General features: G+C 66.5%; 11 protein-coding genes. 8 read left to right on the top strand and 3 right to left on the bottom strand.

Annotated elements, in window-relative coordinates:
- Positions 1–274 precede the first annotated feature (274 nt).
- The 7 genes from ACAW63_RS28100 to ACAW63_RS28130 all read left to right on the top strand — a co-directional run bounded on the left by ACAW63_RS28100 (position 275) and on the right by ACAW63_RS28130 (position 10,334).
- Positions 275–1,618 carry an imelysin family protein gene (locus ACAW63_RS28100; RefSeq protein WP_371230805.1) on the top strand — a complete coding sequence of 448 codons (1,344 nt, stop codon included), beginning with the start codon at positions 275–277 and terminating at the stop codon, positions 1,616–1,618.
- A 221-nt stretch (positions 1,619–1,839) separates the two neighbouring features.
- Positions 1,840–3,228: a di-heme oxidoredictase family protein gene (locus ACAW63_RS28105; protein ID WP_371234824.1), complete on the top strand. Its 1,389-nt coding sequence runs from the start codon at positions 1,840–1,842 to the stop codon at positions 3,226–3,228.
- 15 nt (positions 3,229–3,243) lie between these two features.
- Positions 3,244–4,305 (top strand): imelysin family protein, encoded by a 1,062-nt coding sequence (locus tag ACAW63_RS28110; protein ID WP_275608614.1) that lies wholly within the window; start codon positions 3,244–3,246, stop codon positions 4,303–4,305.
- 51 nt (positions 4,306–4,356) lie between these two features.
- Positions 4,357–5,451 carry a DUF1513 domain-containing protein gene (locus tag ACAW63_RS28115; protein WP_371230807.1) on the top strand — a complete coding sequence of 365 codons (1,095 nt, stop codon included), beginning with the start codon at positions 4,357–4,359 and terminating at the stop codon, positions 5,449–5,451.
- A gap of 80 nt (positions 5,452–5,531) precedes the next feature.
- Positions 5,532–5,696 (top strand): hypothetical protein, encoded by a 165-nt coding sequence (locus ACAW63_RS28120; RefSeq protein WP_371234832.1) that lies wholly within the window; start codon positions 5,532–5,534, stop codon positions 5,694–5,696.
- Between the two features lie 286 nt (positions 5,697–5,982).
- The gene (locus ACAW63_RS28125) at positions 5,983–7,095 is read left to right on the top strand and encodes an efflux RND transporter periplasmic adaptor subunit (protein ID WP_371230809.1); all 1,113 of its coding nucleotides are present in this window, start codon (positions 5,983–5,985) and stop codon (positions 7,093–7,095) included.
- Between the two features lie 182 nt (positions 7,096–7,277).
- Positions 7,278–10,334 carry a multidrug efflux RND transporter permease subunit gene (locus ACAW63_RS28130; RefSeq protein WP_371230810.1) on the top strand — a complete coding sequence of 1,019 codons (3,057 nt, stop codon included), beginning with the start codon at positions 7,278–7,280 and terminating at the stop codon, positions 10,332–10,334.
- A gap of 181 nt (positions 10,335–10,515) precedes the next feature.
- Here ACAW63_RS28130 and ACAW63_RS28135 read toward each other — a convergent pair whose 3' ends face one another.
- The 3 genes from ACAW63_RS28135 to ACAW63_RS28145 form a co-directional block, all read right to left on the bottom strand.
- Positions 10,516–11,880, bottom strand: a complete 1,365-nt coding sequence (locus ACAW63_RS28135) for a spinster family MFS transporter (protein WP_371230811.1) — start codon at positions 11,878–11,880, stop codon at positions 10,516–10,518.
- Between the two features lie 278 nt (positions 11,881–12,158).
- Entirely contained in the window at positions 12,159–13,181 is a 1,023-nt protein-coding gene (gene hemH / locus ACAW63_RS28140; RefSeq protein ID WP_371230813.1) for a ferrochelatase, read from the bottom strand.
- Positions 13,182–13,294: 113 nt separating this feature from the next.
- On the bottom strand, positions 13,295–14,200 hold the full coding sequence (locus ACAW63_RS28145; RefSeq protein WP_371230814.1) for a TIGR01777 family oxidoreductase: 906 nt from the start codon (positions 14,198–14,200) through the stop codon (positions 13,295–13,297).
- 272 nt (positions 14,201–14,472) lie between these two features.
- Here ACAW63_RS28145 and ACAW63_RS28150 point away from each other — a divergent pair, with 272 nt between their 5' ends.
- Positions 14,473–15,456 carry an NAD(P)/FAD-dependent oxidoreductase gene (locus ACAW63_RS28150; RefSeq protein ID WP_371230815.1) on the top strand — a complete coding sequence of 328 codons (984 nt, stop codon included), beginning with the start codon at positions 14,473–14,475 and terminating at the stop codon, positions 15,454–15,456.
- Positions 15,457–15,608 lie beyond the last annotated feature (152 nt).

Consider the following 15,608-nt stretch of genomic DNA (forward strand, 5'->3'; position numbering starts at 1 on the left):
TCATTCCATCGGCTGGCTCCCAGGCCGAGTTCGGAGTGCCCTACCTCTTCTCGGTACTGGCGCGAGGCTATGCGCAGGCGCCCCCCTCGTCCTACGAAAAGCGAAAAGCCCCTCCGCAACGCGACATCCACCGCCCTGCTGGCGACCTGCTGGCCATTCGGCGAGAAAGCCCACTCGAACACTCTTTTCAAAAATGCAAATCTTTCGCATTATGTTGCCGTTTTTCTTGCGCAGTTCGATCTCGTGCGCCTCCTACACCTCAAAGGAACCCGTCATGACACGTATGCCCTGGGCCACTGCCAGCCTGCTCGCCATCGCCATTTCCCTCGCCGGCTGTGGCGATGACAAGAAAGCCGAAGCCCCTGCGAACCAGGCCGCTACCCCGGCAGCCAGCACCCAGAGCAACGCCCCGGCGGCAGCCAAGCTCGACGAGGCCGCGGTCAAGGCCGTGGTGAAGAACTATGCCGACATCGCCGAAGCCACCTTCGGTGACGCCCTGACCACCGCCAAGGCCCTGCAGACCGCCGTCGATGCGCTGATCGCCAAGCCCAGCGAAGCCAACCTGAAAGCCGCCCGCGAAGCCTGGCTGGCCGCGCGCAAGCCCTACTCGCAGAGCGAAGCCTTCCGCTTCGGCAACGCCGTGGTCGACGATTGGGAAGGCGCGGTCAACGCCTGGCCGCTGGACGAAGGCCTGATCGACTACGTCGCCAAGGACTACCAGCACGCCGAAGGCAACGCCGGCGCCACCGCCAACATCATCGCCAACACCGAGATCCAGGTCGGCGAAGACAAGATCGACGTGAAGGAAATCACCGGCGAGAAGCTGCTGAGCCTGAACGAACTGGGCGGCTCCGAAGCCAACGTCGCCACCGGCTACCACGCCATCGAGTTCCTGCTCTGGGGCCAGGACCTGAACGGCACCAAGCCTGGCGCGGGCGATCGCAAGTACACCGACTACGCCCAGGGCAAGGACTGCACCAACGGTCACTGCGACCGTCGCGCCGCCTACCTGAAGGCCGTCACCGACCTGCTGGTGGCCCAGATGGAAGAGATGGTCGGCAACTGGAAAGCCGGCGTGGCCGACAACTACCGCGCCAAGCTGGAAGCCGACAGCGCCGACAACAACCTGCGCAAGATGTTCTTCGGCCTGGGCAGCCTGTCCCTGGGCGAGCTGGCCGGCGAGCGCATGAAGGTCGCCCTGGAAGCCAACTCCACCGAAGACGAGCACGACTGCTTCAGCGACGATACCCACCACACCCTGTTCTTCGATGCCAAGGGCATCCGCAACATCTACACCGGCGAGTACAAGCGTGTAGACGGCAGCGTGGTGAAAGGCCCGAGCCTGTCCGACCTGGTGGCCAAGGCCAACGCCCAGGCCGACAGCGAGCTGAAGGCCGACCTGGAAGGCACCGAGGCGAAGATGCAGGCCATCGTCGACCGTGCCGAGAAGGACGGTGTGCACTTCGACCAGATGATCGCTCCGGACGCCAAGGACGATCAGCAGAAGATCCGCGACGCCATCGCCTCGCTGGTGAAGCAGACCGGCGCCATCGAGAAGGCTGCTGCCGCCGTCGGCGTGCAGGACCTGAAGCCGGATACCGCCGATCACCAGTTCTGATCCAGGCATTCCGGTGCTGCGGCTCCACGCCGCAGTGCCGGTCCGGTCCCGACAAGGCCCCGCACTGCGGGGCCTTGTCATTTTCGCAACGGGCCAAGGTCGATTCTTAAATACAAATTTCTCAGATTTGCATTTGGCTCCCCTGATAAGATGGGGAGCTGCATTTTCAAGCCTTGGAACTGAAGTCGATGCTCCACCGCCACGCCGTTCTGCTCGTACCGATGCTTTGCGTCCTCGCCCTTGCCGCCTGCAAGCCGGAGACCTCCCGGCACGCCGTGGCCGAGCCGGGAGAAGCGCTTTCCGGCGGCGCCACCACGGTCGGCCAGAGCGACCGCAACGCCTACTCGATGCCCTCGGCCAACCTAACGCCGAGCCGCCGCCTGGACTTCAGCGTCGGCAACAGCTTCTTCCGCAACCCCTGGGTGATCGCCCCGTCCACCACCACCGCGCGTGACGGCCTGGGCCCGCTGTTCAACACCAACGCCTGCCAGAACTGCCACATCAAGGACGGCCGCGGCCATCCGCCGGAGCCCAATGACGTCAACGCCGTCTCCATGCTGGTGCGCCTGTCGATTCCGGCCGGCCCGGAAGACGCGCGCACGCTCAAGCGCCTGGGCGTGGTGCCTGAGCCGGTGTACGGCGGCCAGCTGCAGGATTCGGCCATCCCCGGCGTGGCGCCCGAAGGCAAGGTGCGGGTGGACTACGACCCGGTGCCGGTGCGCTTCAAGGACGGCACCGTGGTCGAGCTGCGCAAGCCGATCCTGCGCATCAGCAACCTCGGCTACGGCCCGATGCAGGCCAACACCCAGTTCTCCGCACGCATCGCCCCGCCGATGATCGGCCTGGGCCTGCTGGAATCGATCCGCGAGGAGGACATCCTCGCCAACGCCGATCCGGACGACCGCAATGGCGACGGCATCCGTGGCCGCGCCAACCAGGTCTGGGACGACGCGCGCCACGAGACCGCACTCGGCCGCTTCGGCTGGAAGGCCGGGCAGCCCAACGTCGCCCAGCAGAACGCCCACGCCTTCTCCGGCGACATGGGCCTGACCAGCGACCTGCTGCCCAGCGACGACTGCACCGACGCCCAGCTCGACTGCCGCAACGCCATCGACGGCGGCAAGCCGGAAGTCAGCCAGCACATCTTCGACCAGGTCGCCTTCTATGCCCGCAACCTCGCTGTGCCGGCGCGGCGCAAGGTCGACGACCCGCAGGTGCTGACTGGCAAGGGCCTGTTCGTCGACAGCGGCTGCAGCAGCTGCCACACCCCGAAATTCACCACCGGCCCCAACGCCGCAGAACCCGAACTGGCCAACCAGGTCATCCGCCCCTACAGCGATCTGCTGCTGCATGACATGGGTGATGGACTCGCGGACAATCGCCCGGAATTTCTCGCCAGCGGACGCGACTGGCGCACGCCGCCGCTGTGGGGCATCGGCCTGACCGAGACGGTCAACGGCCACACCCAGTTCCTCCATGACGGCCGCGCCCGCAACCTGCTCGAAGCCGTGCTCTGGCATGGCGGCGAAGCCGAAGCGGCCAAGCAGCGCGTACTGACTTTCCACGCCGAGCAGCGCAATGCCCTGCTGGCGTTCCTGAACTCACTCTAAGGAGCCGAGCCGAACATGTTCCGCCCCCGTCTACTGATCACCAGCCTCGCCATCGCGCTGGGCGCCTGCTCGCCCACCGACCCGCAGGCCACCACCAGCGCCACGCTGGCCCAACAGGTGATCCTGCCGACCTACAGCCGCTGGGTGGACGCCGACCGCGCCCTGGCCGCCAGCGCCCTGGCCTACTGCCAGGGCAAGGAAGACCTGGCCAAAGCCCGCGCCGACTATATGGCCGCGCAGAAGGCCTGGGCCGAGCTGCAGCCGCTGCTGGTCGGCCCGCTGGCCGAGGGCAACCGCGCCTGGCAGGTGCAATTCTGGCCGGACAAGAAGAACCTGGTCGCCCGCCAGGTCGAGCAGTTGCTGGGCAGCGGCAACCCGATCACCCCGGCGACCCTGGATAAATCCAGCGTCGTGGTCCAGGGCCTGACCGCCTACGAATACATCCTCTTCGACGCCAGGATCGACCTCGCCAACGCCGAGACCAAGGCGCGCTACTGCCCGCTGCTGGAAGCCATCGGCACGCACCAACAGGCCCTGGCGGAAGGCATCCTGGCGCAGTGGAAGCAGGACGGCGGCATGCTCGCCCAACTCTCCAAGTTCCCCAACGACCGTTACGCCGATGCCCACGAGGCCATCGCCGAACTGCTGCGCGTGCAGGTCACCGCGCTGGACATGCTGAAGAAGAAACTCGGCACCCCGCTGGGCCGCCAGAGCAAGGGCATCCCGCAGCCGTTCCAGGCCGAGGGCTGGCGCAGCGACGCCTCCCTGGCGAGCCTTGATGCCAGCCTGACCGGCGCCCAGGCGCTGTGGAACGGCACCGACAACAAGGGCCTGCGCGCCCTGCTGCCGGCCGAGCAGAAAGAGCTGGCGGGCAAGATCGACGCCGCCTACGCCGACACCCACGGCAAGCTGAAGGCGATCGACAAGCCGCTCAGCGACCTGCTCAAGGACGAAGCCGGCCTCAAGCAGCTGAACGAGTTGTACGACAGCCTCAATGCCGTCCACCGCCTGCATGAGAGCGACCTCGCGAAGGCCCTGGGCGTGCAACTCGGCTTCAACGCCAACGACGGCGATTGATCGGCTGCGCGTCGGCCAGATCAAGGCGACTGAATGAAAGAGGTGAACGCCATGTTGCGACGTCACGTGCTCGGCCTGGGCAGCCTGCTGCTCGGCGCCCTGACCTTCGGCGGCTGGACGCTGTCACGCAAGGGCAAGGAGCCCCTGCTGCTGTCCGCCCGTGACGACGCGGATGGCAAGCACTACGCGGTGGGCTATCGCCTGGATGGCAGCCGCGTGTTCGCCACGCAGGTGGGGCTGCGCTGCCACGACATCGTCCAGCATCCCAGCCTGCCGCTGGCGCTGTTCGTCGCCCGCCGGCCGGGCCGACAGAGCTACCTGATCCATCTGGACGACGGCCGCCTGCTGCAGACTCTCGACTCCCAAGCCGACCGCCACTTCTACGGCCACGGCGTGTGGCACAAGGACGGCGAGTGGCTCTACGCCACCGAGAACGACACCACCGATCCGGGCCGTGGCATGCTCGGCGTGTACCGTTTCGAGGGCGAGCGCCTCACGCACACCGGCGAAGTCTCCACCCACGGTCTCGGCCCGCACCAGGTGTCCTGGATGCCCGACGGCGAAACCCTGGTGGTGGCCAACGGCGGCATCCGCACCGAAGCCGAAAGCCGCGTGGAGATGAACCTCGACGCCATGGAACCGAGCCTGGTGCTGATGCGCCGCGATGGCTCGCTGATCTCCAAGGAAACCCTGGCGCAGCAGATGAACAGCGTGCGCCACCTGGCCATCGCCGCCGACGGCACCATAGTCGCCGGCCAGCAGTACATGGGCGACAGCCACGACCACGCCGACCTGCTCGCCATCAAGCGCCCCGGCGAGGCCTTCCAGCCCTTCCCGCTGAGCGACGACCAACGCCTGGCGATGACCCAGTACACCGCCAGCGTCGCCATCCACAGCGACCTGCGACTGGTAGCGCTGACCGCACCGCGCGGCAACCGCTTCTTCATCTGGGACCTGGATACTGGCGAAGTACGGCTGGATGTGCCGCTGCCCGATTGCGCCGGCGTCGGCGCAGTGAAGGACGGTTTCGTCGTCACCTCCGGGCAAGGCCGCTGCCGCGTCTATGACTGCCGTGGCGAGCGCATTTCCGGCACTCCGCTGGAACTGCCACCCGCATTCTGGGACAACCACCTGCACCTGGCCTGAAGCATTGCCGGGAACCCATCGGCAAGCGCAGTAGCGCGCACATGTGGCCGATGCAAACTGCGCCTTGGCGGCGTAACGCAATGGCGCAGGCCCCGTTCGCCGATGACATCTCGCGCAACCTCACCGAGATCACAGCCATAGGCGCCACCGACGAGGAAAACGTGGTACGCGCCCAGAGCGCCAGCCGCCATCTGCACGGTCTCTCCGGCGAGCTCGCCGAAGTAACCCACAAGCTCAGCGCCTGACCCGCTTCGGCCACAGGGACGTGGCCCCCTGCCCTTCGTACCGCGCCCCCTTTCAACGGGATCTGCCCGCGATCGCATGGTCTTCTTCGCGAAACGCCTTGTAATCGCCGCCCTTTGACTCGCCACGCGATCAGGCATAAGGTGCGCAATTCCGCCCCGCAATGGGGCGTCCCCCGTATCGGCTTCGAAGCCTGATCGACATCCCGCGAACGGAAGGCCGTCCCGCAGTTTCCGGACGAGCGAATCGCGGAGGATTGCTGCCAGGCACGTACCAAGGAACAGGAAGATGTTGCGCCGCATGCTGCTCATGCTGGGCGTAGTTGCCGTCATCGTTGCGGTGCTCGCCGGCTCGAAATACCTCTCCATCCAGAAACAGATCGCCATGTTCTCGGCGCCACGCCCGCCAGTCAGTGTCACCGCGACCGACGCCGTGCAGCGCGACTGGCGCAGCCGCCTGCCCGCCATCGGCACCCTGCGCGCCGTCCAGGGCGTGACGGTGACCGCCGAAGTCTCGGGCATCGTGCGCAGCATCCTGTTCGTCTCCGGCGACGAGGTGAAGCGCGACCAGCCCATCCTGCAGATGGATGACGACGTCGAGCAGGCCACCCTGCGCAGCGCCGAGGCGGACCTGGGCCTGGCCAAGGTGGAGTACGAGCGCGGCCGCAACCTGATCGACCGCCAGGCCATTTCCAGGAGCGACTACGACCGCCTCGCCGCCCAGCTGAACCGCTCCACCGCCACCGTGGCGCAGCTGCGCGCGGCGCTGGCGAAGAAGCGCATCCTCGCGCCCTTCGACGGCACCGCCGGCATCCGCCGGGTGGATGTGGGCGACTACGTCTCGCCGGGCACCGAGATCGTCACCCTGCAGGACCTCTCAACCCTGCTGGTCGACTTCTTCCTGCCGGAACAGGACTTCCCCCTGCTCAAGACCGGCCAGGCCGTCAGCGTGAGGGTCGCGGCCTATCCCGGGCAGAGCTTCGAGGCCCGCATCGAGGCGATCAGCCCGCGGGTGGACAACGAGACGCGCAACCTGCTGGTCCGCGCCAGCATGGCCAACCCCGACGGCAAGCTGCTGCCGGGCATGTTCGCCAACCTGGAAGTGCAGTTGCCCGACAGCGCGCCGCGCATCGTGGTGCCGGAGACCGCCGTGGCCTTCACCCTGTACGGCAACTCGGTGTACGTGGTCGGTCCGCAGAAGGACAAGGACGGCAAGGCGAAGACCGGCGACAAGGGCCAACCGGCCCTCGCCGTGGAGCGCCGTTACGTCAAGACCGGCGAGCGCCGCGAAGGTAGCGTGGTGATCCTCGATGGCCTGAAGGCCGGCGAACAGGTCGTCACCTCCGGCCAGCTCAAGCTCGACAGCGGCACGCCGGTGGCCATCGTTCCGGATGCGCAGTAACAGACAGCAGTGCCATCGCCCATGCGAGGACTACGAGAGTCAACGGATTTCGCGAGCTAGAGCCAGGCAAGGCGGCGGGGTACGGCGAAAGCGGAGTTGGCTGTAGCCAATGAGCCTTTCGACGTATTCCGCCAACGCGGCATGGTCGACGCGCAGCAAATCCGAATACAGGGATTGAGCTTATGTTCACCGATCCATTTATCCGTCGCCCCGTGCTGGCGACCGTGGTCAGCCTGCTGATCGTCCTGCTCGGCATGCAGGCCTTCAGCAAGCTGGTGATCCGCGAATACCCGCAGATGGAAAACGCGCTGATCACCGTCACCACCTTCTACGCCGGCGCCAACGCCGAAACCATCCAGGGCTACATCACCCAGCCGCTGCAGCAGAGCCTGGCCAGCGCCGAAGGCATCGACTACATGACCTCGGTGAGCCGGCAGAACTACTCGGTGATCTCGATCTATGCACACATCGGCGCCAACACCGACCGCCTGGTGACCGAACTGCTGTCGAAGATCGGCGAGGTGAAGACCCAACTGCCACCGGACGCCGAAGACCCGGTGCTGGACAAGGAGGCCGCCGACGCCTCGGCGCTGATGTACATCAGCTTCTTCAGCGAGCAGATGAACAACCCGCAGATCACCGATTACCTGTCACGCGTGATCCAGCCCAAGCTCGCCACCCTGCCGGGCATCGCCGAGGCCGAGATCCTCGGCAACCAGGTGTTCGCCATGCGCCTGTGGCTGGACCCGGTGAAGATGGCCGCCTACGGCATCACCGCCGGGGACATCGACAGCGCGGTGCGGCAGTACAACTTCCTCTCCGCCGCCGGCGAGGTGAAGGGCGAGATGGTGGTCACCTCGGTGAACGCCTCCACCGACCTGAAATCCCCGGAAGCCTTCGCCGCCATCCCGCTGAAGACCGCCGGCGATCGCCGCGTGCTGATGGGCGATGTGGCGCGCATCGAGCTCGGCGCGGCGAGCTACGACGCGGTCAGCTCGTTCAACGGCATCCCCTCGGTGTACATCGGCATCAAGGGCACGCCCAGCTCCAACCCGCTGGACGTGATCAAGGAAGTCCGCGCCAAGATGCCGGAGCTGGAAGAGCAACTGCCGCCGAGCCTGAAGGTCACCATCGCCTACGACGCCACGCGCTTCATCCAGGCCTCCATCGACGAGGTGGTGAAGACCCTGGGCGAGGCGATCCTGATCGTCATCGTGGTGGTCTTCCTGTTCCTCGGCGCGCTGCGCTCGGTGATCATCCCGGTGGTGACCATCCCGCTGTCGATGATCGGCGTGCTGTTCTTCATGCAGATGATGGGCTACTCGATCAACCTGCTGACCCTGCTGGCCATGGTGCTCGCCATCGGCCTGGTGGTGGACGATGCCATCGTGGTGGTGGAGAACATCCACCGTCACATCGAGGAGGGCAAGACGCCCTTCCAGGGCGCCATCGAGGGCGCGCGGGAGATCGCCGTGCCGGTGGTGACCATGACCATCACCCTGGCCGCCGTGTACGCCCCCATCGGTTTCCTCAGTGGCCTGACCGGCGCGCTGTTCAAGGAGTTCGCCTTCACCCTGGCCGGTGCGGTGATCATCTCCGGCATCGTCGCCCTGACCCTGTCGCCGATGATGTGCTCGCGCCTGCTGCGTCACGACGCGAACCCCACGGGCCTCGCCCATCGCCTGGATGTGATCTTCGAGGCGCTCAAGCAGCGCTACCAGCGCACCCTGCACGGCACGCTGAACAGCCGGCCGGTGGTGCTGGTGTTCGCCGCGCTGGTGCTGGCGATCATCCCGCTGCTGATGATGTTCACCCACAAGGAACTGGCGCCGGAGGAAGACCAGGGCATCGTCTTCATCATGTCCAACTCGCCGCAGACCGCGAACCTGGACTACCTGTCCAAGTACACGGCCGAGTTCGAAGGCATCTTCCGCAAGTTCCCCGAGTACTATTCGGCGTTCCAGATCAACGGTTACAACGGCGTGCAGACCGGCATCGGCGGCATGCTGCTCAAGCCCTGGGACGAGCGCGAGCGCAGCCAGATGGAACTGCTGCAGGCGGTACAGGCGGAGCTGGACAAGATTCCCGGACTGCAGATCTTCGGCTTCAACCTGCCCTCGCTGCCGGGCACCGGCGAAGGCCTGCCGTTCCAGTTCGTGATCAACACCGCCAGCGACTACCAGTCGCTGCTGCAGGTGGTCGAGCGGGTGAAGAAGCGCGCCGAGGAGTCGGGCAAGTTCGCCTTCCTCGACCTGGACCTGGCCTTCGACAAGCCGGAGCTGGCGGTCGACATCGACCGCGCCAAGGCCGCGCAGATGGGCGTGACCATGCAGGACCTGGGTGTCGCCCTGGGCGCGCTGCTGGGCGAGGGCGAGATCAACCGCTTCACCATCGACGGGCGCAGTTACAAGGTGATCGCCCAGGTCGAGCGCGCCTACCGCGACAACCCGGGCTGGCTGAGCAACTACTACGTGAAGAGTCAGAGCGGCCAGCTGATCTCCCTGTCGACCCTGGTGACCTTCCACGAGCGCGCGCGGCCGCGCCAGCTCAACCAGTTCCAGCAGCTCAACTCGGCAATCATCTCCGGGGTGCCGATGGTCAGCATGGGCGAAGCCATCGACACCGTGCGCAGCATCGCCGAGGAAGAGTCGCCGCGCGGCTTCTCCTTCGATTACGCCGGCGCCTCTCGGCAGTTCGTGCAGGAAGGCAGCGCGCTGATGGTCACCTTCGCCCTGGCGCTGGCGGTGATCTTCCTGGTGCTGGCGGCGCAGTTCGAGAGCTTCCGCGACCCGCTGGTGATCATGGTCACCGTGCCGCTGTCGATCTGCGGCGCGCTGGTGCCGCTGTTCCTCGGCCTGTCGAGCCTGAACATCTACACCCAGGTGGGCCTGGTGACGCTGATCGGGTTGATCAGCAAGCACGGCATCCTCATCGTCGAGTTCGCCAACCAGCTGCGCCACGAACGCGGACTGTCGGTGCGCGAGGCAGTGGAGGAAGCCGCGGCGATCCGCCTGCGCCCGGTGCTGATGACCACCGCCGCCATGGTGCTGGGCGTGCTCCCGCTGCTGCTCGCCACCGGCGCCGGCGCGGTCAGCCGCTTCGACATTGGCATCGTGATCGCCACCGGCATGAGCGTGGGCACGCTGTTCACCCTGTTCGTCCTGCCCTGCGTGTACACGCTGCTGGCCAAGGAGGCCCCGAGGCCCGTCGACGGCAGCGCCCCGGCATCGGCGCACTGAACGAAAAAGCCCCGCTGACGCGGGGCCTTTTTCTGGGGTCAGGTCGTAGGGCGCTCCAGGAGTGGCCTCGGCGTTGGTGTTACATCACGGTGCCCCACCTGTAGGAGCGAGCTTGCTCGCGAACCGCTTGATGTCCTGGTGTCAGGCCGGGTTCGCGAGCACGCTCGCTCCTACCAAAAGCTCACGCCGGCTGACGTTGCAGCCCACCGCTCGCGCGCTCTCCTTTCACGCTCCAGCTCCTGAGGTGCTCCAGGCTGGCCCGGTAAGGCTTGAGCCCCCGCGCCAGCAGGACGGCGCCCGCCGTCAGCGCCAGCAGGCTGACGATCAGCAGCGAGTAGCGCAGCGCCATGTCGTCGGCGAACACATAGTCGGTCACCAGGGCGATGGCGGTCGGACCGACGCCCAGGCCGAGCAGCGTCACCACGAACAGGTAGATGGCCGACGCCTGGCCGCGCATGGAGTTGGGCATGATTTCCTGGATCGCCGCCGGGGCGACGCCGAACGGCATGCCGAGGAAGAACACGATGGGCGCCATCAGCACCGCCGCGGCATTGCCGCTATCGAGCAGCGGGTAGGCCAGGGTGAAGGGAATCGCCAGGACGGCGGCCAGCAGGCCCACACGCATGTTCGCATCGGTACGCCCGCGCTTGGCCCAGTAGTCCGCCAGGCGGCCGCCGCAAACGATGCCCAGGCAGCCGAACACCGCGACGATGCTGCCGTACACCACACCCACATGGCCGGCATCCCAGCCATAGGTGCGAACGAAGAAGGTCGGTATCCAGGCGCCGCTGCCGTAGCTGGCGAAGGAGATGCAGGCGAAGCCGAAGTTGTGGCAGAGCACGGTCTTGCGATTGGCGCGCAGGTAGGCGCCCACCTCGCTCATCGGCACCACCACGCCGGCGCCCACGCCGCGCCGGGTCGGCTCCTTCACCGCCAGCATCAGCAGGGTGAAGAGCACCCCGGCGGCGCCCAGCAGCAGGAAGATCAATTGCCACGGGCGCACTTCGCCGAGGATCGGCAGGTGCACGTCGCCCTGGGCCGAGGCGAACTTGATCACCAGGCCGCCGAGCAGGAAGGCCAGGCCGGAGCCCAGATAGATCCCCATGGAGTACACACTGATGGCCGTGGCGCGACGGTGGGACGGGAAGCTATCGGCGATCAGCGAATAGGCTGCTGGCGACAACGCCGCCTCGCCCACGCCGACGCCGACGCGGAACAGCAGGAAGTGCCAGTACTGCCGGGCCAGGCCGCAGGCAGCGGTCATGGCGCTCCAGATCAGCACGCCGACGGTGATCAGGCCGCGCCGGCTGCGGCTGTCGGCCATGCGCCCCAGCGGGATGCCACAGAGGGTATAGAACAGCGCGAAGGACAGGCCCATCAGCAGGCTCATCTGCGTATCGCTGATCGCCAGGTCGCGACGGATGGGGCCGACCAGCAGGTTGAGGATCTGTCGGTCGATGAAGGACAGCACGTAGGCGACCATGAGGATCGCGACCGTGGACCATGCCACGAAGCTGGATGGGTAGCCGTTATTGTTGTTGTGCATGCGGGCTCCTGGACGCCGCCAACGCGGCGATGGCGATGGGGAGAACCCGCAGGGTAGGCACTGTGGACGCTAGGCGCGCCCACTATCAGGTCTCTGAATGCGGGCGGCGACCGTTGGCTGATGAATGGGTGGTCAGGGATTGGCCGAGGGGTTTTGCTGGAAACACTTGTAGGAGCGAGCTTGCTCGCGAACAGACTGTCCGGCGGCTCCGGTGTTAAGCGGGTTCGCGAGCAAGGGCTGGGCGCCCCCCTTGGTCCTACAAAGAGCTGAGCCTGCGCTCAGCTCGCCGTCGACATCCGCTCACACAGCTTGGCCAGCGCCTTCGCCCACAGCTCCTGGTCGTTCAGGCAGGGCACCAGTACCAGCTCTTCCCCACCCGCCGCGCGGAACTGCTCGCTGCCGCGCTGCCCGATTTCCTCCAGCGTCTCGATGCAGTCGGCGACGAAGGCCGGGCACATCACCAGCAGGCGCTTCACGCCCTGCTTGCCGAGCTTGTCCAGCTGCGCCTCGGTGTAGGGCTCAATCCACTTGTTGCGCCCCAGGCGCGACTGGAAGGACACCGACCAGCGCCCTTCCTCGAGCCCCGCACCCGCGGCGAAATCCTCCGCCGTGCGCAGGCACTGGCTGCGGTAACAGACCGCCATCACCTCATCGCTCATTCCACGGCTGGTGGTCGCGGTGAGATCGTGGCTCTTGTCCTTCACCAACTTGCGGATGTGCGACTCGGGCAGGCCGTGGAAGCTCAGCAGCAGGTGGTCGTAGGGTTGTTCGAGATAGGGCTTCACGCTGTCCACCAGCGCCTGGCGGTACTCCGCTTCGGCGAAGAACGGCGGCAGCACTTTCAGCGTGAACTTCAGGCCGCGCTCGCGCATGACCCGGCGCGCCTCCTCGATGGCGGTGGTGGTGGTGCTGTCGGCGAACTGCGGGTAGAGCGGCGCGAAGGTCACCTGGGTGACGCCCTGCTCGCTCAGGCGCAGCAGAGCCGACTCGATGGATGGCTCGCCATAGCGCATGCCCAGCTCCACAGGCCCGTGCGGCCAGTAGGGGCGGATCGCCTCCTGCAGGCGGCGGCTGAGCACGATCAGCGGCGACCCCTCGTCCCACCAGATCGACGCATAGGCGTGGGCCGACTCCTCGGGACGCTTGCGCAGGACCAGCGACACCAGCAGGCGGCGGATCGGCCATGGCAGGTCGATCACGTAGGGGTCCATGAGGAACTGATCGAGGTAGCGGCGCACGTCCTCGACCTGGGTGGAAGCCGGAGAGCCCAGGTTGACCAGCAGGAGGGCGTTTTGGGTCATGCAATGTCCTTGGAATCGGTTCACGATCTCGTCGGGCGGGCCCGGTAGGGCTGCGCAGTTTACACACAGCGATTTGCCGCACGGCCTGTCGCCATTGCCGCAGGGTGCGACGTTCAGCCTGTCCCGCGCAGCACGTCCGCGAGGGCGTCCTGCAGCTCAGGGAAGCGGAAGGTGAAGCCCGCATCGAGCAGGCGGCGCGGCACCACACGCTGTCCGCCCAGCAGTAGCACCGACATCTCGCCGAGCATCAGGCGCAGGGCGAAGCCGGGTACGCCCAGCACGGTCGGCCGGTGCAGCGCTCGCCCCAGCTCGCGGGTGAAGTCGCGGTTGCGCACCGGCTGCGGCGCGCAGGCATTATAGGGACCCTCGGCATCGGCCCGCTGCAAAAGAAAATCGATCAGGGCGATCTGGTCTTCGATATGAATCCAGGACATCCACTGCCGACCGTCTCCCAGTTGGCCGCCCAGCCCCATGCGGAATGGCGGCAGCATGCGCTTGAGGAAGCCGCCCTCGGGCGCCAGTACCAGCCCGGTGCGTACCAGCACCACGCGAATGTCCAGCGCCTTGGCCTCGCGGGCGATCTGCTCCCAGGCCAGGCACAACTCGCTGGCGAAATCCTCGCCGGCCGCCGCGCTGTTCTCCTCCAGCGGCCGCTCGCCGGCATCGCCGTACCAGCCCACCGCCGAACCGTTGATCAGCACACCAGGGCGCTGGCTACGCGACTCCAGCCAGGCGAGCAGCCGCTCGGTCAGGCCCACCCGGCTGTCCCACAGCAGCGCCTTGCGCGCCGCGCTCCAGGGTTTGTCGGCGATCGGCTCGCCGGCCAGGTTGACCACCGCGTCCAACGGTTCGTCGCCGTAATCCTGGAAGTCGGCGATTCCGCGCACCTGCTCGCCGCACAACGCAGCAACCCGCTGCGGCTGGCGGCTGAGCACGGTCAGTCGATGCCCGGCCGCGCTCCATTGGCGGCAAAGTCGGCGGCCGATCAACCCGGTCCCACCGGTCAACAAAATATGCATGGCGAACTCCTTGTCAGTGTGTCGCACCTACCATCAGTCTGGACGAGACAGCGACGCTTGCACCTGCACCGGACAGCGCTGAAGGTCTACGCTGTATGTGCCGGAACCGGCTGCGCTCATTCATGAAGGAACCGATGAGACGCGGAAGGTTCCGATGATCGGATTTCTGCCGATCACGGGTGCGCTGGCAGTCAAACGATTGTACAGATCAAACCATTTGTACAACTCAAGCGCGCTCGTTACTCTGAAATACACAACCTACGAGGCACGTCATGAGCGCCCCCATTGCCATCATTGGCACCGGTATCGCCGGACTCTCGGCCGCCCACGCCCTGCGGGACGCCGGACAGGAAGTCCAGCTGTTCGACAAGGGTCACGGCAGCGGCGGCCGCATGGCCAGCAAGCGCACCGAAGCCGGTGCCCTCGATCTCGGCGCGCAGTACTTCACCGCCCGCGATCGACGCTTCCTCGACGCCATCCAGAAATGGCGCGAACAGGGTTGGGTAGCCGAATGGGACCCGGCCCTGTACCAGTACCGCGACGGCGAACTGAGCCCGTCGCCGGACGAACAACCGCGCTGGGTCGGCACCCCACGCATGAGCGCGATCACCCGCGCCCTGCTGCAGGACCAGACCGTCACCTTCTCCTGCCGCATCACCGAGGTCTACCGCGGCGAGCAGCACTGGCACCTGCAGGACTCGGAAGGCCAGACCCACGGTCCGTACAGCCGCGTGCTGATCGCCACGCCGGCGCCCCAGGCCGCCGCACTGCTGGCCAGCGCGCCGAAGCTGGCGGCGGCGGCGGCGAGCATCCCCATGGAGCCGACCTGGGCCGTGGCCCTGGGCTTCGCCGAGCCGTTGCAGACGCCGGTGCAGGGCTGCTTCGTCCATGAGGGCCCGCTTTCCTGGCTGGCCTGCAACCGCTCCAAGCCCGGTCGCGACGGGCAGCTCGACACCTGGGTGCTGCATGCCAGCAGCAGCTGGAGCAAGCAGAACATCGACCTGCTCAAGGAGAGCGTGATCGAGCACCTGCGCGGCGCCTTCGCCGAGCTGATCGGTTGCGCCGTACACGCCCCTGACTTCGCACTCGCCCACCGCTGGCTATATGCCCGGCCGATGGAAGCCCACCAGTTCGGTGCGCTGGCCGACGCCGACCTGGGGATCTATGCCTGCGGCGACTGGTGCCTCTCGGGCCGCGTCGAAGGCGCCTGGCTGAGCGGCCTGGAAGCTGCCCGCCGTCTGCTCGAGCACCTCTGAATCCGCCACGGTCTTCTCTTGCGTAGAAGACCGTGGATTCCCATTTCCCGTAGCACGACCTTGTACAAACCTTTGCACTTGTACAAGCCTGGGCCTATGCTAACCGATAGTTGTACAAAAATATCTACCTGTACAAGAAATCGGTTATCACC

Source organism: Pseudomonas sp. QE6, assembly GCF_041379005.1.
GTDB lineage: Bacteria > Pseudomonadota > Gammaproteobacteria > Pseudomonadales > Pseudomonadaceae > Pseudomonas.

Bases quoted from the DNA above. Each gene is read 5' to 3' on its own strand.
- ACAW63_RS28100 (WP_371230805.1), top strand. From the start codon at position 275: ATGACACGTATGCCCTGGGCCACTGCCAGCCTGCTCGCCATCGCCATT.
- ACAW63_RS28105 (WP_371234824.1), top strand. From the start codon at position 1,840: ATGCTTTGCGTCCTCGCCCTTGCCGCCTGCAAGCCGGAGACCTCCCGG.
- ACAW63_RS28110 (WP_275608614.1), top strand. From the start codon at position 3,244: ATGTTCCGCCCCCGTCTACTGATCACCAGCCTCGCCATCGCGCTGGGC.
- ACAW63_RS28115 (WP_371230807.1), top strand. From the start codon at position 4,357: ATGTTGCGACGTCACGTGCTCGGCCTGGGCAGCCTGCTGCTCGGCGCC.
- ACAW63_RS28120 (WP_371234832.1), top strand. From the start codon at position 5,532: ATGGCGCAGGCCCCGTTCGCCGATGACATCTCGCGCAACCTCACCGAG.
- ACAW63_RS28125 (WP_371230809.1), top strand. From the start codon at position 5,983: ATGTTGCGCCGCATGCTGCTCATGCTGGGCGTAGTTGCCGTCATCGTT.
- ACAW63_RS28130 (WP_371230810.1), top strand. From the start codon at position 7,278: ATGTTCACCGATCCATTTATCCGTCGCCCCGTGCTGGCGACCGTGGTC.
- ACAW63_RS28135 (WP_371230811.1), bottom strand. From the start codon at position 11,880: ATGCACAACAACAATAACGGCTACCCATCCAGCTTCGTGGCATGGTCC.
- hemH (WP_371230813.1), bottom strand. From the start codon at position 13,181: ATGACCCAAAACGCCCTCCTGCTGGTCAACCTGGGCTCTCCGGCTTCC.
- ACAW63_RS28145 (WP_371230814.1), bottom strand. From the start codon at position 14,200: ATGCATATTTTGTTGACCGGTGGGACCGGGTTGATCGGCCGCCGACTT.
- ACAW63_RS28150 (WP_371230815.1), top strand. From the start codon at position 14,473: ATGAGCGCCCCCATTGCCATCATTGGCACCGGTATCGCCGGACTCTCG.